This is a genomic window from Mycolicibacillus koreensis (assembly GCF_002104795.1).
In the GTDB taxonomy this organism is placed as follows: domain Bacteria; phylum Actinomycetota; class Actinomycetes; order Mycobacteriales; family Mycobacteriaceae; genus Mycobacterium; species Mycobacterium koreense.
In genome coordinates this window covers 33,595-57,792 of record NZ_NCXO01000016.1, presented here as the reverse complement: position 1 = coordinate 57,792, position 24,198 = coordinate 33,595, and the positions used below count along the sequence as shown (strand labels likewise).

Here is a 24,198-nt window from a genome sequence, read left to right as displayed (position 1 = left end):
ACGTTCAGGCCAGCGCGGCGAGTGTGATCGCGGTGGCGCTCGCCCACACCAGCAGGGTCAGGCCGGTGTCCCGCAGCACCGGGATCAGCGCCGCGCCGTGGGCCCCGGTGCGCACGGGCGCGGCCGCCCGCCACGCCAGCGGCGCGGCCAGCAGGCCGACCGCACACCACGGGGTGGCCGCGGTGAGCACCAGCGTCGCCACCCCGGCAATCGCCAGCAGCGCCACGAACAGCACCCGGGTGCGCCGGTCGCCGAGGCGCACCGCCAGCGTGATCTTGCCGGAGGCGGCGTCGGTGGGGATGTCGCGCAGGTTGTTGGCGACCAGCACCGCCGAGGACATCGCGCCGGTGGCCACGGCGGCCACCGCCCCCACCCAGTCGATGCGCAGCGCCTGGGTGAACTGGGTGCCCAGCACCGCGACCAGACCGAAGAACACGAACACCGCGACCTCGCCGAGCCCGGCGTAGCCGTACGGGCGCGACCCGCCGGTGTACAGCCACGCCCCGGCCAGGCACACCACCCCCACCGCGATCAGCCACGGGGCGCTCAGCAGCGCCAGGACCAGCCCGGCCACCCCGGCGAGCGCCAGCGACCCCACCGCCGCGGCGCGCACCGCCGCGGGCGACGCCAGCCGCGCCCCGACGAGGCGCACCGGCCCGGTGCGCTCGTCGTCGGTGCCGCGCACCCCGTCGGAGTAGTCATTGGCGTAGTTCACCCCGACGATCAGCGCGAGGGCCACCAGCAGCGCCAGCGCCGCCCGCACCGGGTCGGCGCCGCCCAGCCAGGCCGCCGCGCCGGTCCCGGCGATCACCGGGGCGACGGCGTTGGGCAGGGTGCGCGGACGCGCTCCGGCGATCCACTCGGCGAGACTGGCCACGCCCCGATCCTGTCACGGCACCGTCCCGCGGCCGCCGGCTCACCCGGCGGGCACCACCGTGTCCAGCAGCAGGTGCAGTTCGGCGGTCGCGTCGTCGAGCGGTTCGACGGATCGGCGGGCCCGGCACAGGATCACCGCGCCCTCGAGGGTGGCGACGGTGAGGTGGGCCAGCCGCCGGGCGCGCTCGGTGGGCACACCGACGTCGGTCAGCGCCGCCCGCAGGGACCGGTGCCAGCGGTCCAGGAGGTCGGCGGCGGTGTCGCGCAGCGGCTCCTCCCCGGGGGAGGCGCCGACCGCGACCGACACCACCGGGCACCCGGCCCGGAAGTCCGAGTCCGTCAGCGACGCCGACCAGAACGCGGCCATCCGGTCCAAAGCGGTGTGCGGGTCGATGGTGCTGGCCTGCTCGATGAACACGCCGATGGTGTCGCCGGCGATCTGCAGCGCCTCGGCCAGGATCTGATCGCGCCCGCCGGGGAAATGGTGATACACCGACCCGCGGGGTGTGCCGCTGTGGCTGAGCACCGCGTCGACGGTGACCGCCGCCGCGCCCCGTTCGCGCAGCAGCTCGATGGCGCTGACCAGCATCTTGGTGCGGGTATCGGTGCGGGCTCCCAACCGTCGTCCTCTCGTGATCGATCACACAGTCGGGTCCAGCATACCCAACGATTATGCTATGTTGCCGAGCATAATATGTTGCCGAGCATAATCACTGGCGTGCCGCGCCACGACCGGAGGGCGATCATGGCGACCACCCACCATCTCCCCGCGGCGGGGAACCTGGCCCGGGCCTGCGCCCGGCACGCCGGCTGGGTGCTGCTGGCGTGGTTCGCGCTGGCGGGCGCGCTGAACCTGGCGGTGCCGCAACTGGAGCGCACGGTCGCCGAGCACTCCGCGCCGTTCACCCCGGAGAGCGCGACGACCGACACCCTGCGGGAGATGTCCCGCGACTTCGGAGTGCCCGATTCCACGGCGGTCGGCGCGGTGGTGCTCTCCGCCGACCGCACCCTGGGGCCGGCCGACGTCGACTACTACCACCGCCTGGTGGCCCGCCTGGTCGCCGATGACGACGATGTCGCCTACGTGCTGGACACGTTCGGCACCCCCGGGCTGGCGGATCTGGGGATGAGCCCGGACGGCCGGGCGATCCAGCTGATGCTGGCCACCACCGGGGACGTGGGCTCGACCCGGGCGCACCGGTCCACCGAGGACGTGCGCGCGCTCATCGCCGAGTTGCCGCGCCCCGAGGGGCTGGCGGTCAACTTCACCGGGCCCTCACCGACCCTGTCGGATCTGTTCTCCGCGATCGACACCTCGCTGCTCATCATCACCGCGGTGTCGATGGCGTTGATCACCCTGCTGCTGCTGGCGGTGTACCGGTCGTTGGTGACCGGGTTGATCCCGCTGCTGACCGTCGGGATCTCGCTGGGGGTGGCCCGGCCGGTGATCTCGCTGCTCGGCGCCCACGAGTGGTTGTCGGTCTCCAACTTCACCATCGCGTTGGCCACCGCGATGGTGCTCGGCGCCGGCACCGACTACGGCATCTTCCTGTTGGCCAACTACCACGAGGGGCGGCGCCGCGGCGTCGACGTCACCGAGGCGGTGGCCGGCTCCGGGGCCCGGACCGCGGCGATCATCATCGCCTCGGCGCTGACGATCGCCGGGGCGGGGTCGGCGATGGTCTTCACCGAAATCGGCATGTTCCGCACCGCCGGGCCGCCGATCGCCCTGGCGATCGCGATCACCGCCGCGGTGAGCCTGACCCTCACCCCGGCGCTGATCGCGGTCTGGGGGCGGCACGGACGCGCCGAGCCGCGGCCCCTCGACGAGCGGGCGTGGCGCCACCGGGGAGCCACCATCGTGCGCCGCGCACCGGTGTTGGCGGCGGCGACGCTGGTGTTCCTGCTGGCCACCAGCGCGGTGCTGGTGACGTTCCGGCCGAACATGGACGAGAACTCGATGCAGCTGCACGCCACCGACAGCAAACGCGGCTACGACGCGGTCGAGGAGCACTGGGGTGTCAACGAGGTGGCACCGGAATTCCTGGTGATCCGCGCCGACCACGACATGCGCAACACCGCGGATCTGGCCGCACTGGATCTGATCGCCCGCGGGGTGGGCAACCTGCCGCAGGTGGCCTACGTGCGCTCGCTGACCCGGCCTGACGGAAAACCGTTGCAGCAGACCGCGATCGGGTATCAGACCGGTCAGGTCGCCGACGGTCTCGGCGAGGCCCAGCACCGCATCGACGACCAGCTTCCCCGGCTGCGCCGGCTGGCCGCCGGGGTCACCGCGCTGCGCGACGGCGCCGCCGACGCCGCGACCCGCATCCCGCAGCTCACCGACGGTGTCCGCGACATCACCGGGGTGGTGCGCGCCCTGTTGGGCACGCTGGAGTCCGCCGACCGGCTGCTCGGCACCGTCTCGGGCGATTCTGTCGACGTGGCCGACGTGGTCGCGACGCTGACCTCGGCCACCACCGCGCTGGAATCGGTCGCCGACGACGTCACCGCCGGTCAGCAGGCCGTCGCCGCGGCCGCCGCGCTGCACGGAGTGTTCGATCCGCTCACCGCCGCGGATCCCTCACCGCAGTGCGCCGCCGATCCGTCCTGCCAGCGCGCGCGCACCGCGTTCGCCGACCTCAACGCCGCCACCGGCGGGCGGGCACTGGCGGCGATCACCGGGGCGCAGCTGATCGCCCCGGTGGTCCCCGACGCCGACATCGCCGCCGCCGTGGCCGCACTGCCGGACCTGCGCGCCACCCTGGCCGGATTCCGCGCGATGCTCGACCGGCTCGACGGACGCTCCCCGCAGCAGGCGCGCGCCGACCTGGATTCGCTCACCGCCGGCGTCGCCGACCTGGCCGGCGGGATGGGACAACTGCACGACGGGCTCGAGCAGGTCAAAACCGGCACCGACACGATGCTGGCGCTGACCACCGAACTCAACGCCGGCCTGGATCGGGCCACCGGGTATCTGCGCGGGCTCTCCGAGCACACCCGCGACGGCGCCGGGCGCGGGTTCTACCTACCGCCGGAGGCCCAGTCCGATCCGCGGTTCACCGCCGGCCAGAAGCTGCTGATCTCCCCGGACGGCCGCACCGCCCGGATGATGGCGGTGTGGGCGGTCAACCCCTACAGCCACGAGGCGTTGACCGCGGTGCCGGACCTGCGGGATGCGGCTCGCCAAGCCGCCACCGGCACGGTGCTCGAACACGCCACCATCGAATCCACCGGACTGGCGTCGCTGTCGCAGAGCCACCTGCAGCAGACGTGGCGTGACTTCGCGCTGTTCGCGGTGGTCGCCGTTCTCGCGGTGACCCTGGTGCTCATCGTCATGCTGCGCAGCCTGATCGCGCCGCTTTTGATGATCGCCGCGGTGGTGCTGTCCTTCGCGTCGGCGGCGGGGGTCACCACGCTGATCTGGCAGCACATCATCGGCATCGACGTCGACTGGTCGGTGCTGCCGGTGGCGTTCATGGCGCTGGTCGCCGTCGGCGCCGACTACAGCATGCTGTTCGCCGCCCGGATCCGCGAAGAGTCCCACAGCGGGGTGATCAGCGGCATCATCCGCGGCTTCGGCAGCACCGGGCGCGTCATCACGACCGCCGGGGCGGTGTTCGCGATCACCATGTTCGCCCTCATGAGCGGCACCGTGCTCAACCTGGTGCAGATCGGCTCCACCATCGGTATCGGGTTGCTGCTCGACATCACCGTGGTGCGCACCTACCTGCTGCCGGCGGCGATGAGCCTGCTGGGCGAGCGGATGTGGTGGCCGGCCCGCAGCTGAGGTCCCCGGGGCCCGGACCGGGGAGCGCCGTGGCGCACAATGAGCGCATGCTCGGGGTGATCGGTGGCAGCGGCTTCTACTCGTTCTTCGGCCCCGAGGCCCGCAGCGTCGACCTCGACACCCCCTACGGCGCGCCCAGCGGGCCGGTCACCCTCGGGCTCGTCGGCGACCACGAGGTGGCGTTTCTGCCACGCCACGGCGCCGGACACGAGTACTCCGCGCACACCGTGCCCTACCGGGCGAACATGTGGGCGCTGCGCGCGGTGGGGGTGCGCCGGATCTTCGCGCCGTGCGCGGTCGGCAGCCTCACCCCGCAGTGGGGGCCGGGCACCGTCGTGGTGCCCGACCAGCTCGTCGACCGCACCCGCGGTCGCGACGACACCTACTTCGACTCCGGGGGTGTGCACGTCGAGTTCGCCGACCCCTACTGCCCGATGTTGCGCGCCGCGGTCACCGGCCGGCCCGACGTGGTCGACGGGGCCACGATGGTGGTGATCCAGGGGCCGCGGTTTTCCACCCGCGCGGAGAGCCGCTGGTTCGCCGCAGCCGGATTCGGTCTGATCAACATGACCGGTTACCCGGAGGCGGTGCTGGCCCGTGAACTCGAGATGTGTTATGCGGCAATCGCTTTGGTGACCGACCTGGATGCCGGAGTCGAGGTCGGCTCCGGGGTGCGCACCGTCGACGTGTTCGCCGAGTTCACCAGGAACATCGGGCCGTTCAAAACACTGGTGCGCGCCGCGATCGACCGCGTCGCCCCCGAGCGGTCCTGCACCCACTGCCTGGCCCACGAGGGTGTGGAGTTGCCGTTCGAGTTGCCCTGAGGGGCCCGCAGAAAACGGGTCGGTGCGGGCGCGCTACCGGCCGAAGCGGCGCGCCAACGCGGCGCGGTCGACCTTGCCGATGCCGCGGCGCGGCAGCGCGCTCACCAGATGCAGCTCCCGCGGCGCGGCGGTGACCTCGAGGGTCTGTGCGACGTGGCCGCGCAGCGCCGCCAGGGTGGGGGCGGTGTGGCCGTCGGCGACCACGACCGCGGCCACCACCCGCTGGCCCCACCGGTCGTCGGGGACGCCGAACACCGCGACGTCGGCCACCGCCGGGTGGGTTCCCAGCGCGGCCTCCACCGGTTGGGGCACGACGGTGAGCCCGCCGGTGCTGATCGCCTCGTCGGCGCGTCCGAGCACCCGCAGGACCCCGGCGGCGTCGATGGCGCCGAGATCGTCGGTGACGAACCAGCCCGCCTCGGCGAACGGGTCGGGGTCCGGCGGGTTGCGGTAGCCGCGGGCCAGGGTGGCGCCGCCGAGGCGGATGCGGCCGTCGTCGTCGATGCGCATCCGCACCCCGTCGAGGGGCACCCCGTCGTAGACGCAGCCGCCGGCGGTCTCGCTCATGCCGTAGCTGCGCACCACGGTGATCCCGGCGTCGGCGGCCGCGGCGTGCACCGGTGCGGGCAGCGGCCCGCCGCCGAGCAGCACCGCGTCGAGGTCGGCCAGCGCGGCGGTGGCCGCCGGGTCGGTCAGCGCCGCGGCCAACTGGGCGGCGACCAGCGCGGCGTAGCGGCGCCCCGATCCGAGGGCGGCGATCGCGCCCGGCAAGCGGTCGGGGTGAAAACCGCCGGACCGGTCGAGTTCGACCGGGGCGGTGCCGGCGAGCAGGCTGCGCACCAGCACCTGGATTCCGGCGATGTGATGGGCGGGCAGGGCCAGCAGCCAGCGGCCCGGCCCCCCGAGACGGGCGTGGGTGGCGGTGGCGCTGGCCCGCAGCGCCGCGGCGGTCAGCGCGGCGCCCTTCGGGGTGCCGGTGGTGCCGGAGGTGGTCGCCACCACCGCGATGTCGGCGTCGATCGGCTCACCGACCCGCAGCGCGGCGGCGGGGGCGGCGTCGGGGGCCACCGGCAGCAGCGCGCCGCGTCCGTCGCCAAGCCCGTCGCCAAGCCCGTCGCCGAGGACCTCGCTCAGCGCCGGCAGCAGATCGGCGACGGCGTGGCCGGGCCGGGTCACCACGGCGCGCAGCAGCACGGCTATGGGTGCTCCCGCGGCTGGCCGCCGGCGGCGTCGCGCTGGTCGTCGAACGGCCAGCCTTTCGCGGCGAGCCGATCGCGCACCCGGGCCACGTCCTCGGCCGAGGGCAGCTCATCGGTGATCTGGGTGATCGTCACCCCGATGTCGACGTGGTCGAAGTCGCCGCGGCGCATCAGGTGGCTGGCCACCTCTTTGACCTCGTCGCTGGTGAGCCGCCGCGACAGCAGCGCCAACAGCGGAATGTAGTCGGTTTGCGGGACCCCGTCGGGGTAGCCGGCGCGCAGCCACGCGACGATGGCGTCGAGGAATCGGTTCACAACGTCAACTCCCGCTCCACGGCACGCGATACCCGGGTCACACCAACCCCCCCGATGTTACGTGCCCGCGCCGACAGGATAGGCGCCCAGCAGGTGCCAGCCGAACCGGTGAGCCAGGAAATCGCGGGCGATGAACAGCACCCCGACCACGACGGCAGCCACGACCAGCGCGAACACCAGCCAACTCAGCGCCACCATCACCGGGTTGCGTCGCGTCGTGCCGTCCGCGTTCGGGCCGTTCGGGGCGCCCATGCGCACCCCGAGCGCGAACAGCGCCGGCAACGCGCCGCCGACGAGCAGGGCGAAAACCAGGATCTTGAGGGTGGCGACGTAGTCGAACCAGGCGCTCACCGCGCAGCGACCTCCCGCGGGGCGGGGCCGAAGGTGGCAGCGGTGCGTGGGGCTGCGGGCGCACCCGCGGCGTCGCCGGGGGCGCCGATACCGCCGGTGAGGCTGCCCTGCCAGTCGTCGTTGACGTTGCTGGGGTCGATGCGGACCCGCCGCGAGCGCAGCCAGATCACCAGCGACGCCATCGCCAGCAGCGCGAAGCCCAGGATCACCCCGAGGTAGCCGCCGATCGCGTGCACCAGCAGGTAGGTGGTGGCCCCGACCACCCCGGCCAGCGGCAGGGTGACCAGCCAGGCGGTCACCATGCGGCGCGCCACTCCCCAGCGGACCTGGGCGCCGGGCTTGCCGACCCCGCTGCCGAGCACCGACCCGGTGGCCACCTGGGTGGTCGACAACGAGTAGCCGAAGTGGCTGGAGAGCAGGATCACCGCTGCCGCGGCGGATTCGGCGGCCATGCCCTGCGGCGGTTTGATCTCGACGAGGCCCTTGCCCAGGGTGCGGATGATGCGCCAGCCGCCCATGTAGGTGCCGGCGGCCATCGCGGTGGCGCAGGCGACGATCACCCACAGCGGCGGCAGCGTCGCCGAGGTGGAGACCGCGCCGTAGGACATCAGCGCCAGGAAGATGACGCCCATGGTCTTCTGGGCGTCGTTGGTGCCGTGCGCCAGCGACACCAGCGCCGCCGACCCGATCTGGCCGCGGCGGAAGCCCTGCTCGGTGCGCTTCTCCTCCAGGCCGCGGATGATGCGGTGCACCAGCGCGGTGCCGACGGCGGCGACCAGGATCGCCAGCGTCGCGGCGACCACGGCCGGCACCAGCACCAGCGAGACCACCCCGGTCCACAGCACCCCGTGGCCGCCGACCGCGGCGATCATCGCGCCGATGATGCCGCCGATCAGCGCATGGGAGGAACTCGACGGGATGCCGAGCAGCCAGGTCAGCAGGTTCCACACGATGCCGCCGACCAGACCGGCGAAGAGCAGCTCCAAGGTGACCAGGTTCGCGTCGACCAGCCCCTTGGCGATGGTGGCCGCCACCGCGGTGGACAGGAACGCGCCCAGCAGGTTGAGCACCGCCGACAGCGAGACCGCCGCCTTGGGGCTCAACGCCCCGCTGGCGATGGAGGTTGCCATCGCGTTGCCGGTGTCGTGAAAACCGTTGGTGAAGTCGAAGGCCAAGGCTGTGATCACCACGATGATCAACAGGAACAGCTCGAGACTCACGGGCTCAATTCTGGGGGTAGACGGGGCTCAAAGTCGAATGAAACGAAGCAAAATCACGGGCGTGTCCGGATTCGTTGCCAGATGTTACCCCGCGGTTAACCTGGGGTCGCGTCGCAGCGGGTGATCCTCGGGGACCTGCACGAAAATCAGGGTCACCCCGTCGGGGTCGGTGACGTGCATCTCGTGCAGTCCCCACGGTTCACGACGGGCCGCGCGGGTGATCGGCACCCCGCGGCCCTCCAGTTCGGCCTGGGTGGCGCGCACGTCGCGGACCTGCAGCCACAGCGCCCCGGGAAACGGCGGGGCGGCGACCGGCGGGTCGCCGTGACCGGCCAGTTCGATCAGCGACTGCCCGGCGTAGAACACCGTTCCCGCGCCGTACTCGCGGGCGATCGCCAACCCGAGTTCGTCGCGGTAGAACCGCAGGGAGCGGCGGTAGTCGCGGGGCCGGAACAACACCCGGCTGGCCAGAATCTCCATCGTGATCTCCCGTCAGCTGCGTGGACGACTCTCCGGCTGCCCCTTGAGCAGGGCGTTCACCCAGCTCGGGCCGACCACGTCGAGCGCGCGCATCCCCACGGCGAGCCGCGGGGCGATGCGCACCGGGCGGGTGCGTGCGGCGGTGACCATCCAGCCGGCGGCCTCCTCGGCGCTGAGCGCGGCACGGCCGGCGAACTCCTTGGTCGGCGCGATCATCGGTGTCGCCACCAGCGGGTAGAACAGGGCGGTGGAGTGCACGCCGTGCCGGCCCCACTCGGTCTCCATCACCCGGCTCACCGCCGCCAGCGCCGCCTTGGAACCGTTGTAGACCCCGAACAGCGGGGACGCCTCGGTCATCACTCCCCAGGTGGCGACGTTGATGATGTGGCCGTCGCCGCGCTCCCGCATGCCCGGGCCCAGCCCCCGCACCAGCCGCAGCGGCGCGTAGTAGTTGAGCGCTATCGTGCGCTCCACGTCATGCCAGCGCTCCAGGGACTCCTCCAGCGGCCGGCGAATCGACCGTCCGGCGTTGTTGACCAGGATGTCCACCCCGCCGAACCGCTTGGTGACATCGTCGACGAGCGCGTCGATCGCGGCCATGTCCGACAGGTCCGCGGGCAGGGCGGTGGCGTCCCCGCCGGCGGCGGCGATGCGGGACGTCACCTGCTCCAGCAGTTCCTGGCGGCGGGCCACCGCGATGACCGTGGCGCCCTGGCGGGCGAACTGCTCGGCGGCGGCCTCCCCGATCCCCGACGACGCGCCGGTCAGCAGGACCCGTTTGCCGGCCAGATCCACCGGATGGGCGGTGGGGTTGTGCAGCCGCAGTTGCGGCGCCAGCGGCGGGCGCATCGCGGCGAGCATGAACGGGTCGGTGAGGCGGCGCAGCGGATTTCTGGTCACCCCCGGCAGTGTAGGGACCGTCAGCGGCGGTACTGCGTGAGGTTCTCGCCGAGTTCGGCGAACAGCTGCTGGTTGAGCGTGAACGCCACCTTGACCTCGGCGACGGCACGGTCGATCTGCTGCGGGCCCAGGCCGAGCCCGTCGAGGCGGGACCGGTAGCCGTCCTTGTACGGCTTGGGACGCATCGGGAAGTCGTAGAACGCCAACCCGGCACCGTCGGTGAGCTCGAAGGCACGACCCAAAAGCTTGCCGATCGCCAGGCCGCCGGAGAGGTCGCCCAGGTAGCGGGTGTAGTGGTGGGCGACCAGTGCGCCACCCCAGTCGGCGGTGCGGATCCGGTCGCGGTAGGCGGCGGCGACCGGGGAGTCCGCCGGGGCCGCCGGATCGGTCTGCGGGTCCCAGAACCGCAGGTCGGCGTCGATCGCGGCGCGCCGTTCCAGCGCCGGGTCGTAGACCGCCGCCACCAGCGGGTCGGCGCGGTGGGCGCGCACGCTGTCCTCCAGGGCGAGGTAGATCATCCGCAGCCGGCGCAGATAGTCGCCGTAGCCGCGGGCGTTGACCCGCCCGGCGAGCAACTCGGTCATGAACGTCGAGTGTTCGGCGGCGTCGTGCTCGGCGGTGGTCCCCTCCCTCAGCGCGACCGACAACGGACGGGCGGCGGCGAGGGTGTTCAGCATGGGGCTCCCAACAACGAGGTGCGTGACAAGTTGTCAGAATCATACTGACAACTTGTCAACGTCGTCAATGTGGGGTGGGTGTCAGGGGGTGGCGCCCAGTGCGCGCACCACGAAGCGTTCGATCAGCTCCGCCGGCAGATCCCGCGGCGCCAGGCAGGCGTGGATGAGCGACATGGTGGCGGCCTCGTCGTCGACGCTGAACCGTCCGGCGTCGACCCCGCGGGCCAGGATCTCGCGCAGCACCGCCTCGATCTCCCCGACGTGATCGCGGATCGCGCCCATCGTCTCCTGGGAGAGCACCCCGTAGAGCTGGCGGCCCAGCCCCATGTGGAACTTCTCCCCGGCGTCGACCTGGTGGCGGATGTAGAGACGCAGCCGCTCCACCGGGTCGTCGACGTCGGCGAGCACCGCCTGCAATCCGGCGATGTAGCGGCTGGTCTCGCGGGAGGCGAACGCCACCACCACAGCTTCCTTGCTCGGGAAATGGTGGTAGATCGCGGTGCGCCCCAACCCGGCCTCGGCGGCCAACTGCGCCATCGTGATGGCGTCGAAGCTCTGCTCGGCCATCAGGGTGGCGAACGCGTCGAAGATCCGCTGCTGGATCTGCTCGCGGTGTTCCCCGACGGAGGAGGCGCTGATCCTGGGCACAGCGCGACTCTATAGCCGCCGCGGCCGGCGAGGGTGCATGGTCGGTGACTGCGGCCCGCCGCAGGCGCGGCGCCGCTACCATCAGGCGGATGCGAGGCAGCTGGGCGATCGGCGGTGTGGTGGTGCTGGCGTTGAGCACCGGGTGCACCCAGGTCATCGACGGCACGGCGGTCAAAGCCATCCCCGCGCTGGCGGTGGGAGCCACCCAGGTCGGTGAGCTGGTCGGCGCCGAGCTGGCCAACACCACCGCCGATGTGGCGCCGCCGGAGCCGGTCACCGTCGACCCGAAGGACTGCGCGGTGGCCGCCGGACCGTCGACCACCGCGGTCTACACCCCCGGATGGACGCAATATCACCTGGTCGCCATGCAGGAAGCCGCCGACTACTGGGATCACTCGGTGACCCAGACGGCCGGGAAATATCCCGATGAAGCGGCCGCACGGACCGTGTTCGACGCGCTGGTCGCCGGGGTGCGCGGCTGCGCCGGGGACACGTCGGCCACGGCCACCGACGCGCTCGACGGGTCGACATCGACGTGGACGTTTCAGCTCGACGAGGACGCCGGGGACGCCGGGGACACTGTTGCCCGCTGGACCGCCGCACAGGACGGCAGCCACGACTGGTCCTGTTTCCGGGAGGCGCGGCTGACCGGGGCCTGGGTGGTGCAGAGCGCGGTCTGCCAGGTCGGCAACGGCCGGCCGGCGGCGACCGCCCTCGCCGAGGAGTTGGCGGCGAACGTAGCCGGCAAATGAGCCCGCCCGCCGTGCACCGCCGGGTGCTGCTCACCGTGGCCGCGGTGGCGGCGCTGCTCGCGGCGATGATCACCAGCCCGGCTGTCGGCGCCGACCCCACCCCGTTCGATCCCGATCCGCGCTACTCGAAGGAACTCAGCTCGCGCATCGTCGTCTACAACACGGCGTTGGCCGAGCTCAACATCAAGCTCGGTGACTTCAAGGAGCGCACCGACGACCTGCTGCGCCGCATCGACGAGCACAACGCCGCCGTCGACGCCTACCCCAACCGGACCGCGCCGCCGGCGGTCGCCGACCGGATCAACGCCGAGGGCAACGCTCTGCGCGCCGAGCAGTCCGGACTCTCCACCGAACTCGACGGACTCAAAGCGGAGGCGGAGCGGCTGACGACCGAACGCGCCGCGATCGCCGCGGCCGCCGCCGCCGAACTCAACGCGCTGATCCAGGCGAACCCGCCGCCGCACACCGCGCCGCAGCCGGGCAACCAGTACCAGCGGTTGCCGCCGGCGCCCGCCGGGCCGGTGGCGCGTGCCGGCGGCAACGTGCCGTCGCGCGCGCGGTGAGCGTTTCACCCGCGGTGCGCGGTTCAGAAGTAGCGCGGGAACGCACTCCAGTCCGGGTCACGTTTCTCTAGGAACGCATCCCGGCCCTCAACGGCCTCGTCGGTCATGTACGCCAGCCGGGTGGCTTCCCCGGCGAAGAGCTGCTGGCCGACCAGGCCGTCGTCGAGCAAGTTGAAGGCGAACTTCAGCATGCGTTGGGCCTGAGGCGATTTCGCGTTGATCTCCGCGGCCCATTCCAGTGCCACCCGCTCCAGCTCGCCGTGGTCGACCACCTCGTTGACCGCGCCCATGTGATGCATCTGCTCGGCGCTGTAGGCCCGGCCCAGAAAGAAGATCTCCCGGGCGAACTTCTGGCCCACCTGCCGGGCCAGATAGGCGCTGCCGTAGCCGCCGTCGAAGCTGCCGACATCGGCGTCGGTCTGCTTGAACCGGGCGTGCTCGCGGCTGGCCAGGGTGAGGTCGCAGACCACGTGCAGGCTGTGGCCCCCACCCGCGGCCCAGCCGTTGACCAGGGCGATCACCGGTTTCGGCATGAAGCGGATCAGTCGCTGCACCTCCAGGATGTGCAGCCGCCCGGCGCGCGCGACATCGACGGTGTCGGCGGTCTCCCCGGCGGCGTACTGGTATCCGGTGCGCCCACGGATGCGCTGATCACCGCCGGAGCAGAACGCCCAGCCGCCGTCCTTCGGGGAGGGCCCGTTGCCGGTGAGCAGCACCACCCCGACGTCCGCGGACATCCGGGCGTGATCGAGCGCGCGGTAGAGCTCGTCGACGGTGTGCGGGCGGAACGCGTTGCGCACTTCGGGGCGGTCGAAGGCCACCCGCACCGTCGGCTGGGGCGTGCCGTCGAGCACGTGGCGGTGATAGGTGATGTCGGTCAGGTCGGTGAACCCGGCCACCGGCTCCCACAGGGCGGGGTCAAAGGGGTTGTCGCTCACCCCACCGACTGTAGAGTCGGCTGGCGCGGTGGCGGGAGGCGGCAGGAGCCGGGGCGCAATCGGTGTGCTCTGCCCTGCGGATTCTCCGTTATCGTTTTCCCGTCGCCGCGGAATCCCGCGACGTCGTCGCAGTTCATCGACGTGAGAAGGGTGCCGGCGTGGACGACAACCCCCAACACCAGCACGGGGCCGACCCGACCTGGCAGTCACGCATGCCCGCACCGACCGGTCCGCCGCCGGGCGGCCCGCAACCCGCAGCGCCCGGCTTCGGCTACCCCGGGCCGCCGCCGGTGGGGGGCCCGCCGGTGCAGCCGGTGGCGCCGGGCTTCGGTCCGCCCGCCGGCCCCCGATTCGGTGGGGGAGGGTTCCCGGTGGCCAGGATCGCCGCGATCGCCGTCGCGGTGGCGGGTCTGCTCTCCTTGGCGGCCTCGCTGTTGCCGCTGTACACCATCACCGTGGTGCCGTCATCGGCGCAGCTGGGCGGCGACGACGCACCGTCCGGCGAGATCCGCGTCGGGATTGGTTTCTACGACGTTTTTCCGGTGGTGACGCCGCCGATCGTCGCGCAGGCGATCCCGGTGCTGCTGGTGCTGGCGGCACTGTGTGCGGTGCCGGTGATCGTCGGTCGGGAGTCCACGACCGCGCCGTTGGCGTCGGTCTTCGCCGGCACCGGCACGCTGCTGGCGCTGGTGCTGATCATCAGCAGCCCGCTGCCGTCGGTGGAGTTGACCGGCGAGCTGCTGACCGAGTTCCAACAACAGACCGGCGCCCGCAGCGTCGACAGCCTGATCGCGTCGGTGGGGTCGGTCGGCCCGGGTTCCGGGCTGATCGTCGCGCTGGTGTGCGCCCTGCTCGGCTGGGGCGCGTCGCTGGTGGTGGTGTTTAAACGGGCACCGGCCCAGCCCGCGGCGCTGCCGATGGGTCCGTTTGCGCCGTTTGCGCCGGGTCCGTTTGAGTCTGGTCCGCCGCCGTTTGCCCCGGGCCCGCCGCCGCCTGGCCCGCCGCCGCCGGGTCCGCAGCCGCCGCCCGGCCCGCCGGCCCCGCCACAGTGGTGATCCGGCCATGACCGGTAGCTACCCCCACCTCGGCGTCGGGCCGCCCGCGCGCCCGTTGTCGGCGTGGCTGTCCGCTGCGCTGGTCGGCCTCGTCGCGTTGGTCGGCCTGTTCAGCACGCGATTGCCGGTGTGGGTGATGCACGTCGATGACGAATATCTGCGCGCCAGCGGTGTCGAGGAGCGACTCGGCGGCACCATGGACATCGAGCTCGACTTCTACAGCTGGGGCACCGGCGGGGTGCCGGCCCTCGGGCTGATCCCGCTGGCGCTGGCCGCGGCGGTGGCGGTCGCGGCCACCCAACTGGTCCGCGGCGCCGACCGCCGGCTGTGGGGGGCGACGGCGGCGTTGATGACGGTCACGGTCCTGCTGGCCGGGTCGGTGGGGCTGCGGCGCTCCCCGAAAATGACCGTCACCGGGGAGTTGGCAGAGCAGATGCAGATGTCCCCCGATGGCCCCCAGCTCGACCCCGGCTCCACGGGTCTGCCGGTCAATTACGGGGCGGGCCTGTTCATCGCGCTGCTGTGCGTGCTGATGGTGTTGGTGATCGCGCTCTGGCAGTACATCGCCGCAGCGCCTCGGCGGGCACCGGCGCCGTGGCCACAGCCCGCCACCTGGCCCTGACCGCCGCGACAGCCCATAGCGCGTGGAGCGTGGCCGCCTCAGCGGTGAACCGGTCGCTGAGCGTGGCCGCCCCGCGCTCGAACGTGTCGCTGAGCGTGGCCGCCCCGCGCTCGAACGTGAAGATAGGTTCACACTCGGGCGCGAACGTGAACCCAGCTTCACGTTCGGCGCTGGGGCGCCGGGCGCTGGGGCCCAGACGCGGGCCTAGCCCACGGCGCGGCCGGTGCCCTCCCAGAAGCGGGCGCGCACGGCCTTCTTGTCGGGTTTGCCCAGCCCGGTCAGTGGCAGCGCGTCGACGACCACCACCTGCTTGGGCGACTGCACCGACCCCTTGCGGTCCTTCACCGCCGCCTGCACCTCGGCGGTCATGGTCGCGATCGCGGCCTCATCGGAGGCGGCGTCGGACCGCAGCACCACCACCGCGGTCACCGCCTCACCCCACTTGTCGTCCGGGGCGCCGACCACGCACACCTGCGCGATCGCCGGATGCTCGGCGATGACGTCCTCGACCTCGCGGGGGAACACGTTGAACCCACCGGTGACGATCATGTCCTTGACCCGGTCGACGATGAACCAGAAGCCGTCGGCGTCCTCGCGGGCCATGTCGCCGGTGCGCAGCCAGCCGTCGCGGAACGTCTCGGCGGTGGCCTCCGGCAGGTTCCAGTACCCGCCGGCCAACAGCGGGCCGGCCACACAGATCTCACCGGGCTCACCGGGGGCCACCGGGGTGCCGTCCTCGCCTAGCAGCGCGGTGCGCGCGAACAGGGTCGGCCGCCCGCACGAGGAGAGCCGCTTCTCGTCGTGGTCGGCCTTGGCCAGGTAGCTGATCACCATCGGCGCCTCGGACTGCCCGTAGTACTGCGCGAAGATCGGGCCGAACCGCTCGATCGCCTCGGCCAGGCGCACCGGGTTGATCGCCGAGGCGCCGTAGTACACCGTCTCCAACGACGACAGGTCGCGGGTGCGCGAGTCGGGATGATCGAGCAACGCGTAGAGCATCGACGGGACCAGCATGGTGGCGGTGATCCGCTGCTCCTCGATGATCCGCAGGATCTCGCCCGGATCGAATTTGGGCACCACCACCATCTGGCCGCCCTTGACCACGGTCGGGGTGAAAAACGCCGCCCCGGCGTGCGACAGCGGGGTGCACATCAAAAACTTCGGGTTCGCCGGCCACTCCCACTCGGCGAGCTGGACCGTGGTCATCGCGGTGATCGACCCGACCGTGCCCATGACGCCCTTGGGTTTGCCGGTGGTGCCGCCGGTGTAGGTCAGCCCGCCGATGTGATCCGGCGCCAGGTCGGCGACGGCCAGTGGCCGCGCCGGATACTTCGCGGCCTCAGCGGTCAGGTCCACCCCGACCTCGGCGAGCTCGGCGGGCACCGGACCCAGGGTGAGGATCTGGCGCAGCGACTCGACCCGTTCCAGCAGACCGACCGCACGCTGCACGAACGCGGGGGTGGGGTCGATGATCAGCGAGCTGATGCCGGCGTCGGCCAGCACGTAGGCGTGGTCGTCGAGCGAACCCAGCGGGTGCAGCGAGGTGCGCCGGTACCCCTGGGTCTGGCCGGCGCCGATGATCATCAGCACCTCCGGGCGGTTCAGCGACAGCAGGCCCACCGCGGTGCCGGTGCCGGCGCCGACCGCCTCGAACGCCTGGATGTACTGGCTGATCCGGTCGGCCAGCTGGCCGCCGGTCAGCGTGGTCTCACCGAGGAACAGCACCGGGGCGTCGCGGTGACGGTGCAGCGCACCGGCCAGCAGATGCCCGGTGTGGACGGGGTTGCGTAGTAGCTCGTCGCTCATGGACCCACACTAGAACGTGTTGCAATATCGGTGGGCGCCGCCCGGCGAACACCCCGGTGGAAGGCACGATGGACCCATGTTCGCCACCCTCGACGACCTGCTGGACCGGGTGCACGTGGTGGCCCTGCCGATGCGGGTGCGGTTTCGGGGCATCACCACCCGCGAACTCGCCGTGATCGACGGCCCGGCCGGCTGGGGTGAGTTCGGTGCCTTCCTCGAATACGACGACGACGAAGCGGCGTCGTGGCTGGCGGCCGGGCTGGAGGCGGCCTATCGCCCCCCGCCGGCGCCGCGGCGCACCCACATCGCGATCAACGCCACCGTCCCCGCGGTGCCCCCCGCGCAGGTGCCCGAGGTGCTGGCACGCTTCCCCGGGGCGCGCACCGCCAAGGTGAAGGTCGCCGAACCCGGCCAGACCCTCGCCGACGACGTCGCCCGGGTCGAGGCGGTGCGGGCGTCGATACCGACGGTGCGCGTCGACGCCAACGGCGGCTGGACGGTGCCGCAGGCCGTGGCGGCGGCCCGGGCGCTGACCGCCGCCGGCCCCCTGGAATACCTGGAGCAGCCCTGCGCCACCGTGGCCGAGCTGGCCCAGGTGCGCCGGCAGGTGGCGGTGCCGGTGGCCGCCGACGAGAGCATCCGCAAAGCCGCCGACCCGCTGGCGGTGGTGCGCGCCCACGCCGCGGACGTGGCGGTGCTCAAGGTGGCCCCGCTCGGCGGAGCCACCGCGCTGAGCCAGATCGCCGCGCAGATCGCCATCCCGGTGGTGGTCTCCAGCGCCCTGGACTCGGCGGTGGGCATCGGATCGGCGCTGGCGGCCGCCGCCGCACTGCCGCGCCTCGACCACGCCTGCGGGCTGGGCACCGGCGGGCTGTTCATCGAGGACGTCGCCGAACCTGCGGTCCCCGTCGACGGCGCGCTGCCGGTGCGCGCGGTCACCCCCGACCCGGCCCGGCTGGCCGCGCTGGCGGTCCCCGCCGAGCGCCGGCGGTGGTGGATCGAGCGGATCCGGCGCTGCCACGCCGTTTTGGCGGCGCGAGCGCGGTGACGCCGACGCGAGGACGCCGAGGCGAGCCGATCGCGTAGCGTCACCACCGTGATCAATCTGGCCTACGACGATCGCGGATCCGGTGCCGCCGGCACCGTGGTGTTCATCGCCGGGCGCGGCGGTGCCGGGCGCGGCTGGCACCTGTACCAGGTGAAAACGTTCATGTTCGCCGGCTACCGCACCATCACGTTCGACAACCGCGGGGTCGGTGCCACCGCCAATGCCGACGGGTTCACCACCGAGACGATGGTCGCCGACACCGCCGCGCTCATCGACGAACTCGTCGGCGGTCCGGTGCGCATCGTCGCGGTGTCGATGGGGTCCTTCATCGCTCAGGAGCTGATGCTGGCACGCCCGGAGCTGGTGCACTCCGCAGTCCTGATGGCCACGCGGGGGCGAGAAGACAAAGCCCGCAGCTTCTTTCGGTCCGCTGAAGCCCAACTGGCTTCCTCCGGTCTGCAGTTGCCGGCCGAATATGATGCCAAAGCTCGACTGTTGGAGAGCTTCTCGCCCAAGACGCTCAACGATGATGCAGCCGTGGACGATTGGATCTCCATGTTCACCATGTGGCCGTCCGAATCCACCCCGGGCTCGGCCTGCCAGCTCAACGTCGCCCCGCAGACCAACCGACTTCCGGCCTACCGGTCGATCGCTGCTCCGGTTTTGGTACTCGGCTTCGCCGACGACGTGGTGACACCGCCGCATCTGGGTCGTGAGGTCGCCGAGGCGATCCCCGGCGCCGCCTTCCAGCTGATCCCCGACACCGGGCATCTGGGTTTCATCGAGGCGCCGGAGGCGGTGAACACCGCTGCGCTGGACTTTTTCGCCGCCCACCCGTGAACCGGCCCGGGCCCGGCACGTGGGACGGCTTAGGCTGAACCGGTGAGCAACCCCTCGACGATCCAGGCGCGTGTCGTCGTCGACGAACTGATCCGCGGCGGTGTGCGCGACGTCGTGCTCTGCCCGGGTTCACGCAACGCGCCGTTGGCGTTCGCGCTGGCCGACGCCGACCGGGCCGGCCGGATCCGGCTGCACGTGCGCATCGACGAGCGCACCGCCGGATACCTGGCGATCGGGCTCGCGATCGGCGCCGGTGCGCCGGTGTGCGTGACGATGACGTCGGGCACGGCGGTGGCCAACCTCGGCCCGGCGGTGGTGGAGGCCAACTACGCACGGGTACCGCTGATCGTGCTGTCGGCCAACCGTCCCTATGAGTTGCTGGGCACCGGCGCCAACCAGACCATGGAGCAGCTCGGCTACTTCGGCACCCAGGTGCGCGCCACGATCAACCTCGGACTGGCCGAGGACGCACCGGAACGGCTGGATGAGCTCAACGCCACCTGGCGCTCGGCGACGTGCCGAGTGTTGGCTGCGGCCACCGGATCTCGCAGTGCCAACGCCGGGCCGGTGCATTTCGACATCCCGCTGCGTGAGCCGCTGGTTCCCGCCCACGAACCCGACGGGGAGCGCGGTGCGCATCCACCCGGCCGACCCGACGGCACGGCGTGGACCGCCTCCCCGCCGGTGGTGTTCGACCAGCCGCTGCCGATCGACGTCACCGCCGACACCGTCGTCATCGCCGGCCACGGGGCCGGTGAGCACCCCGATCTGGCCGGGCTGCCGACGGTGGCCGAACCGACGTCGTTCGCCGGTCGTGTCCCACCCAACCCGCTGCACCCGCTGGCGCTGGCGCTGCTGCGCCCGCAGCAGGTGATCATGCTGGGCCGGCCCACCCTGCACCGCCCGGTCGCCGCACTGCTGGCCGACCCGCAGGTCGCGGTGTACGCGCTGACCACCGGACCGCGCTGGCCCGACGTGTCGGGCAACTCGCAGGCCACCGGCACCCGCGCGGTGCTCAGCGGCACCCCGAACCCGGCCTGGCTGCGGCGCTGCGCCGAGCTGCACCGCGATGCGCTGGCGGCGGTGCACGGACAACTGGCCGCCCACCCGCTGACCACGGGACTGCACGTCGCCGCGGCGGTGAGCGCCGCGTTGCGCCCCGGGGACCAACTGGTGCTCGGCGCGTCCAACCCGGTGCGCGACGCTGCCCTGGTCGGCCCGAGCACCCCGGAGGTGGTGGTGCGCTCCAACCGCGGCGTCGCCGGCATCGACGGCACGGTGTCCACCGCGATCGGCGCTGCGCTGGCCCACGAGCGCGACCATGCCGACGGGCGCACCATCGCGCTCATCGGCGACCTGACGTTCGTGCACGACAGCTCCGGGCTGCTGATCGGGCCGACCGAGCCGACACCGCAGCGGCTGACGATCGTTGTCGCCAACGACAACGGTGGCGGCATCTTCGAACTGCTCGAACAAGGCGACCCCCGGTTCTCCGACGTGTCCTCGCGAATCTTCGGAACCCCGCACGACGTCGATGTCGGGGCGCTGTGCCGCGCCTATCACGTCGAATCCCGCCAGATCGAAGTCGGTGAACTCCGATCGGCGCTCGCCGAACCGAGTTCGGGGATGCGGGTGCTGGAGGTCAAAGCGGACCGGTCGTCGCTGCGGGCGTTGCATGCGGCGATCAAGGCGGCGTTATGAAGCTGAACCGGTTCGATCCCGTCGTCGCACGGGCGAAAGCGGTGGGGCAGTTGCTCGTTCACGGCCGCGGTGTCGACGCCCCCGACAGCTGGGGTCGGCGGGTGCTTCGCTGGGCGCGGATCACCGTGCTCATCGTGGCCGGGTTGGTCACGTTGCAGTCGGTACTTCTGGTCGCCGGTGCGTGGCGCAACGACCTGGCGATCGACCACAATATGGGAGTTGCCCAGGCCGAGGTGCTCAACGCCGGCCCGCGGCGCTCCACCATCGAGTTCGTCACCCCCGACCGCGTCACCTACCGGCCGGAACTCGGGGTGCTCTATCCCTCCGAATTAGCCACCGGCATGCGGATTTACGTCGAATACGACAAGTCCGACCCCGACCTGGTGCGGGTGCAGCACCGCAGCGCGGTTCTGGCGATCATCCCGGCCGGCTCGGTCGCGGTGGTCGGCTGGCTGGTGGCCGCCGTCCTGCTGGCGCTGCTGGCGTGGGTGGAGGTGCGGGTTGACCGCTACGACACGAAAAGACTGTCCAGCCAACCTGATTCCTGAGCGTCGATGACATCGTTGGTGTTCAGGTTGTACACCGTCGGGGTGCCCGGATTGTCGGGGTTGACCTGCTTGAGCCGAGTCATGTTGGTGCTGTTCATCAGCGCGGTGTCCGCCGCGGGCAGATCGATAGCGATCCGGGCGATCGCCATACCCGAGACTCCGTTGTGTGCAGCCATCGTCGCCAATTGCGTTGCCGACGGGGCATCGGCGCTACCGTTCTGCGCGCGGTACATCTCGGTCACGAAACCCTGGTAGGACGGCGCCGGTGTGCCCGGGTCGGCGGCGAGCAGCAACGTGTTGGCTATCCGAGCGGAGGTGTCGTTGTTCCGCTTGCCGTCGAGGAAGGTCAACCACCGGTAGGTGACCGCCAGGTCGCCGGCGGCCAACCGTTGGGAAAGCGCGTCGCCGGAGGCGTCCTCGAAGTGGGCGCAGACCGGGCACTGCGGTTCACAGAAGATCTCCAACTGCACCGGTGCGTCGGCCGCACCGACGAGAACGCTGAAACCGTCGGCACCGATCGCCGTGCCCGGCGCGGTATCGGCGTGAGCCGGTGTGGCGAGGGTAAACGCACTGCCCAACGTGACCGCTAGCGCCGCCAACAGGTACCGCATGCTGTAGACCTCGTTTCTCATCGGTGTCGTGCCGCCGACGCGACCCGGCACGCTGTGCTCGCGCGGTGGTCGTGTCCCGTATCCCCAGCCGCAACCTTATCGACATTCATTTCCATCAGCATCAGCAATATGCGTGTTGCAATTGTCACCCAGCGGTTTTTGCCCACCGATGACGCGGTGACCGCGGCGGTGTTGCGCCTGGTCGATGAGTTACGTGACGCCGATCACGAGGTCTTGATCATCGCCCCGGACACGCCGCGCGGCGCGCCGCCGGCCGACCGGGTCTACGGCGGGATGCGGGTGCACCGGGTGCCCGCGCTGCGGCGGGCGGGGCACGCGCCGACCGGCCTGCCGTGGCCGCGGCTGCGCCGGGTGCTGCGCGGCTTCCGCCCCGACGTGGTGCATCTGGTCGGCCACGGCCTGCTCGGCTACGGCGCTCTGCGGATCGCCCGTGGGCTTCGGGTGCCGGTAGTGGCCGTCGACTACGACGATCGGGTCGGGCCGGTGGCCTGTCATCTGTACCGCCGGGCGAGCCGAACCCTCGCCGTCGGGGAGAGTGGGCTCGATGATCTCGCCGCCCACCGGATTCCGCGGGTGCACTACTGGCCGTCGGGGCGGGTGGGAACCGGTGCGGGCGGCGAACTCGTCGAGCACTACCGGCAGGCATGCGCCACTCCGCGGCGCGCCCGGGGGCCGCACCCGGTAGCGTCGGGGCGGTGAGCCGAGCCACCCTGCACAAAGACCCCCACGAGGTGGCGTCGATGTTCGACGGGGTGGCGCGCCGCTACGACCTCACCAACACCGTGATGTCGCTGGGGCGCGACCGCGCCTGGCGTCGCGCCACGCGCGCCGCCCTGCAGATCGGAGCCGGCGACACGGTGCTGGACCTCGCCGCCGGCACCGCGGTCTCGACCGTCGAGTTGGCCAAGTCCGGTGCACGGTGTGTGGCCGCGGACTTCTCGGTGGGGATGCTCGCCGCCGGGGCGCGACGGACGGTGCCCAAAATCGCCGGGGACGCGACGCGGCTGCCGTTCGCCGACGGGGTCTTCGACGCGGTCACGATCAGCTTCGGGCTGCGCAACGTCGTCGACTACCCCCTGGCGCTGCGCGAGATGGCGCGGGTGACCCGCCCCGGCGGGCGGCTGGTGATCTGCGAGTTCTCCACCCCCACCAGTGCGCTGTTCGCCACCGTGTACAAGGAGTACCTGATGCGGGCGCTGCCGGCGATGGCCGATGCCGTCTCCAGCAACCCCGACGCCTACCGGTACCTGGCCGAATCGATCCGGGCCTGGCCCGGCCAAGAGGCGCTGGCCCGCCAGATCGCCGCCAACGGCTGGGGGCAGGTGCGGTGGCGCAATCTCACCGGCGGCATCGTCGCCCTGCACGCCGCCGACAAGCCGTAGGGGCGTCGAACATCCGGCTGGTTGGTTCCGCTCAGACCATCGGTCGTCGAAGACGATGAAGAGTAAATGTCGCAGCGGCGGCGGTGTTGAGTGGGAACATGCGAACTACCCTCGGGAGCCGGCGGTAGATCAGACCGAGCACACGCAAAATCCGCCTGTGACGCCGCTCGTCGGCCGGTGTCCAGCGCAGACCGAGTTGTCGGCGGATCTCCTCAGGGGTGAGGCCTGTGTTGAACCAGGCATGCACCGGACCGAACAGCCGATCCAGCGGGAACGGCAGCATTCGCAGGTGCAGCAGATCATGGAAATACGCACCGACGGTTTCATCAATGTCCACGCGCTGAAGGGATTTCTCCCAGTATTCCCAGAAGTCGACCATCGACTTATGCCACATGTCCTGGGGCACTTGCAGACCGGTGCCGAATCGGGCGCACAGCCGCAGTAGAGCTTCTTCTTCAGTCGGACTCATGGGTCCGTGCATACGGACCGAGGTGTCCCAGAACCCGTAGAACAGGCAGGACGCAACCCACAGCTGCAGTTCCCGGTCGAATGCGTTGTATTTCACCGGCGAGAGCGGTCCTGACCGGACCTGGCGATGCGACTCGTTGACGGCTTGGCGGTACAGATCGATTTGCTCCTGCGTGCCCTCCAAGGCGATCCCCAGGTACGCGAGGGTGGTGCGAGCACGCTTAAGCGGGTGACGCATGACCTGTCCGGTGGTTACGCTACTTTCCACGACGCCGTATCCGACTTCCGGCCATGCCAACTGCAAGAATACATTCGCCGTGTCCCCGATCAGGGCGCCGATGCCATCGATCCGCCGCCTCAGCACGGCGATTTCCTCGGCATGGAGTTCCGCTAAGGAAATCTCTTTGGCGCCGTTCCGCTTCGCCGACGACCGGTCTATGTTTTCGTCACGGCCCTCATCCAAGACATTTGTCATTTTCTCTCCCTAAAAACTTGTACCTTTTGACGTGTGGGGGTCTGCTTGTTGTGGAATGAACGAAACTTCGTAACCGTGTGTCCATCGC

25 protein-coding genes and 1 pseudogene are annotated in these 24,198 nt (G+C 71.3%); 12 read left to right on the top strand and 14 right to left on the bottom strand.

What is annotated here, in order from left to right:
* Positions 1–4: 4 nt before the first annotated feature.
* Both B8W67_RS09290 and B8W67_RS09285 read right to left on the bottom strand, forming a co-directional pair.
* Entirely contained in the window at positions 5–877 is an 873-nt protein-coding gene (locus B8W67_RS09290) for a 1,4-dihydroxy-2-naphthoate polyprenyltransferase (RefSeq protein ID WP_085303619.1), read from the bottom strand.
* Between the two features lie 39 nt (positions 878–916).
* Positions 917–1,495 carry a TetR/AcrR family transcriptional regulator gene (locus B8W67_RS09285; RefSeq protein WP_234806712.1) on the bottom strand — a complete coding sequence of 193 codons (579 nt, stop codon included), beginning with the start codon at positions 1,493–1,495 and terminating at the stop codon, positions 917–919.
* A gap of 126 nt (positions 1,496–1,621) precedes the next feature.
* On the opposite strand from B8W67_RS09285, the gene B8W67_RS09280 reads away from it, so the two are divergent.
* Together B8W67_RS09280 and B8W67_RS09275 are read left to right on the top strand one after the other, a co-directional pair.
* Positions 1,622–4,666, top strand: coding sequence for an MMPL family transporter (locus tag B8W67_RS09280; protein ID WP_085303617.1), 3,045 nt, complete (start codon positions 1,622–1,624; stop codon positions 4,664–4,666).
* A 47-nt stretch (positions 4,667–4,713) separates the two neighbouring features.
* Positions 4,714–5,490 carry an S-methyl-5'-thioadenosine phosphorylase gene (locus tag B8W67_RS09275; RefSeq protein ID WP_085303645.1) on the top strand — a complete coding sequence of 259 codons (777 nt, stop codon included), beginning with the start codon at positions 4,714–4,716 and terminating at the stop codon, positions 5,488–5,490.
* Positions 5,491–5,523: 33 nt separating this feature from the next.
* Here the strand turns inward: B8W67_RS09275 and menE are convergent, their stop codons facing one another.
* The 8 genes and pseudogenes from menE to B8W67_RS09235 form a co-directional block, all read right to left on the bottom strand.
* Entirely contained in the window at positions 5,524–6,567 is a 1,044-nt protein-coding gene (gene menE, locus B8W67_RS09270) for an o-succinylbenzoate--CoA ligase (protein ID WP_109561752.1), read from the bottom strand.
* Between the two features lie 119 nt (positions 6,568–6,686).
* Positions 6,687–7,004 carry a DUF3349 domain-containing protein gene (locus B8W67_RS09265; RefSeq protein WP_069391798.1) on the bottom strand — a complete coding sequence of 106 codons (318 nt, stop codon included), beginning with the start codon at positions 7,002–7,004 and terminating at the stop codon, positions 6,687–6,689.
* Positions 7,005–7,061: 57 nt separating this feature from the next.
* Positions 7,062–7,355 (bottom strand): hypothetical protein, encoded by a 294-nt coding sequence (locus tag B8W67_RS09260; RefSeq protein ID WP_069391896.1) that lies wholly within the window; start codon positions 7,353–7,355, stop codon positions 7,062–7,064.
* A gap of 19 nt (positions 7,356–7,374) precedes the next feature.
* Positions 7,375–8,575 (bottom strand): annotated as a pseudogene (locus B8W67_RS09255) (inorganic phosphate transporter); the annotation flags it as partial.
* 84 nt (positions 8,576–8,659) lie between these two features.
* Positions 8,660–9,055, bottom strand: a complete 396-nt coding sequence (locus B8W67_RS09250; RefSeq protein WP_085303611.1) for a VOC family protein — start codon at positions 9,053–9,055, stop codon at positions 8,660–8,662.
* A gap of 12 nt (positions 9,056–9,067) precedes the next feature.
* On the bottom strand, positions 9,068–9,955 hold the full coding sequence (locus B8W67_RS09245; protein WP_085303609.1) for an SDR family oxidoreductase: 888 nt from the start codon (positions 9,953–9,955) through the stop codon (positions 9,068–9,070).
* A 20-nt stretch (positions 9,956–9,975) separates the two neighbouring features.
* Positions 9,976–10,632, bottom strand: coding sequence for a biliverdin-producing heme oxygenase (locus tag B8W67_RS09240; RefSeq protein ID WP_109561749.1), 657 nt, complete (start codon positions 10,630–10,632; stop codon positions 9,976–9,978).
* A gap of 81 nt (positions 10,633–10,713) precedes the next feature.
* Positions 10,714–11,280, bottom strand: coding sequence for a TetR/AcrR family transcriptional regulator (locus B8W67_RS09235; RefSeq protein WP_069391795.1), 567 nt, complete (start codon positions 11,278–11,280; stop codon positions 10,714–10,716).
* Positions 11,281–11,369: 89 nt separating this feature from the next.
* Between B8W67_RS09235 and B8W67_RS09230 the strand changes: the two genes are divergently transcribed.
* The gene (locus B8W67_RS09230; RefSeq protein ID WP_085303607.1) at positions 11,370–12,032 is read left to right on the top strand and encodes a sensor domain-containing protein; all 663 of its coding nucleotides are present in this window, start codon (positions 11,370–11,372) and stop codon (positions 12,030–12,032) included.
* Positions 12,029–12,595: a hypothetical protein gene (locus B8W67_RS09225; RefSeq protein ID WP_085303606.1), complete on the top strand. Its 567-nt coding sequence runs from the start codon at positions 12,029–12,031 to the stop codon at positions 12,593–12,595. Before B8W67_RS09230 ends, B8W67_RS09225 begins: the two co-directional genes overlap by 4 nt.
* Before the next feature lie 23 nt (positions 12,596–12,618).
* On the opposite strand, the gene B8W67_RS09220 is transcribed toward B8W67_RS09225, so the two are convergent.
* Positions 12,619–13,533, bottom strand: coding sequence for a 1,4-dihydroxy-2-naphthoyl-CoA synthase (locus B8W67_RS09220; RefSeq protein ID WP_085303604.1), 915 nt, complete (start codon positions 13,531–13,533; stop codon positions 12,619–12,621).
* 158 nt (positions 13,534–13,691) lie between these two features.
* On the opposite strand from B8W67_RS09220, the gene B8W67_RS20265 reads away from it, so the two are divergent.
* On the top strand, positions 13,692–14,588 hold the full coding sequence (locus tag B8W67_RS20265; RefSeq protein WP_069391791.1) for a hypothetical protein: 897 nt from the start codon (positions 13,692–13,694) through the stop codon (positions 14,586–14,588).
* 7 nt (positions 14,589–14,595) lie between these two features.
* Positions 14,596–15,210, top strand: a complete 615-nt coding sequence (locus tag B8W67_RS20260; protein ID WP_133056087.1) for a hypothetical protein — start codon at positions 14,596–14,598, stop codon at positions 15,208–15,210.
* 204 nt (positions 15,211–15,414) lie between these two features.
* Here B8W67_RS20260 and fadD8 read toward each other — a convergent pair whose 3' ends face one another.
* The gene (fadD8, locus tag B8W67_RS09210; RefSeq protein ID WP_069391789.1) at positions 15,415–17,016 is read right to left on the bottom strand and encodes a fatty-acid--CoA ligase FadD8; all 1,602 of its coding nucleotides are present in this window, start codon (positions 17,014–17,016) and stop codon (positions 15,415–15,417) included.
* A 76-nt stretch (positions 17,017–17,092) separates the two neighbouring features.
* Between fadD8 and B8W67_RS09205 the strand changes: the two genes are divergently transcribed.
* From B8W67_RS09205 to B8W67_RS09190, 4 genes are read left to right on the top strand one after another with little or no spacing between them, the layout of a single operon-like run.
* The gene (locus B8W67_RS09205; RefSeq protein WP_069391788.1) at positions 17,093–18,064 is read left to right on the top strand and encodes an o-succinylbenzoate synthase; all 972 of its coding nucleotides are present in this window, start codon (positions 17,093–17,095) and stop codon (positions 18,062–18,064) included.
* 48 nt (positions 18,065–18,112) lie between these two features.
* On the top strand, positions 18,113–18,904 hold the full coding sequence (locus B8W67_RS09200) for an alpha/beta fold hydrolase (RefSeq protein WP_109470076.1): 792 nt from the start codon (positions 18,113–18,115) through the stop codon (positions 18,902–18,904).
* Between the two features lie 42 nt (positions 18,905–18,946).
* Positions 18,947–20,605, top strand: coding sequence for a 2-succinyl-5-enolpyruvyl-6-hydroxy-3-cyclohexene-1-carboxylic-acid synthase (gene menD / locus B8W67_RS09195; protein WP_069391787.1), 1,659 nt, complete (start codon positions 18,947–18,949; stop codon positions 20,603–20,605).
* Positions 20,602–21,153 carry a DUF3592 domain-containing protein gene (locus B8W67_RS09190; protein ID WP_069391786.1) on the top strand — a complete coding sequence of 184 codons (552 nt, stop codon included), beginning with the start codon at positions 20,602–20,604 and terminating at the stop codon, positions 21,151–21,153. Before menD ends, B8W67_RS09190 begins: the two co-directional genes overlap by 4 nt.
* Here B8W67_RS09190 and B8W67_RS09185 read toward each other — a convergent pair.
* The gene (locus B8W67_RS09185) at positions 21,114–21,764 is read right to left on the bottom strand and encodes a DsbA family protein (protein ID WP_085303642.1); all 651 of its coding nucleotides are present in this window, start codon (positions 21,762–21,764) and stop codon (positions 21,114–21,116) included. The genes B8W67_RS09190 and B8W67_RS09185 overlap by 40 nt on opposite strands.
* A 129-nt stretch (positions 21,765–21,893) precedes the next feature.
* Here B8W67_RS09185 and B8W67_RS09180 point away from each other — a divergent pair, with 129 nt between their 5' ends.
* Positions 21,894–22,484: a glycosyltransferase gene (locus B8W67_RS09180; protein ID WP_069391785.1), complete on the top strand. Its 591-nt coding sequence runs from the start codon at positions 21,894–21,896 to the stop codon at positions 22,482–22,484.
* Entirely contained in the window at positions 22,481–23,167 is a 687-nt protein-coding gene (locus B8W67_RS09175) for a demethylmenaquinone methyltransferase (protein WP_069391892.1), read from the top strand. The genes B8W67_RS09180 and B8W67_RS09175 overlap by 4 nt, the downstream gene beginning before the upstream one ends.
* 31 nt (positions 23,168–23,198) lie before the next feature.
* On the opposite strand, the gene B8W67_RS09170 is transcribed toward B8W67_RS09175, so the two are convergent.
* A complete protein-coding gene (locus B8W67_RS09170) occupies positions 23,199–24,110 on the bottom strand; it encodes an oxygenase MpaB family protein (protein ID WP_084228646.1) in 912 nt (303 codons plus the stop codon).
* Between the last annotated feature and the right edge of the window lie 88 nt (positions 24,111–24,198).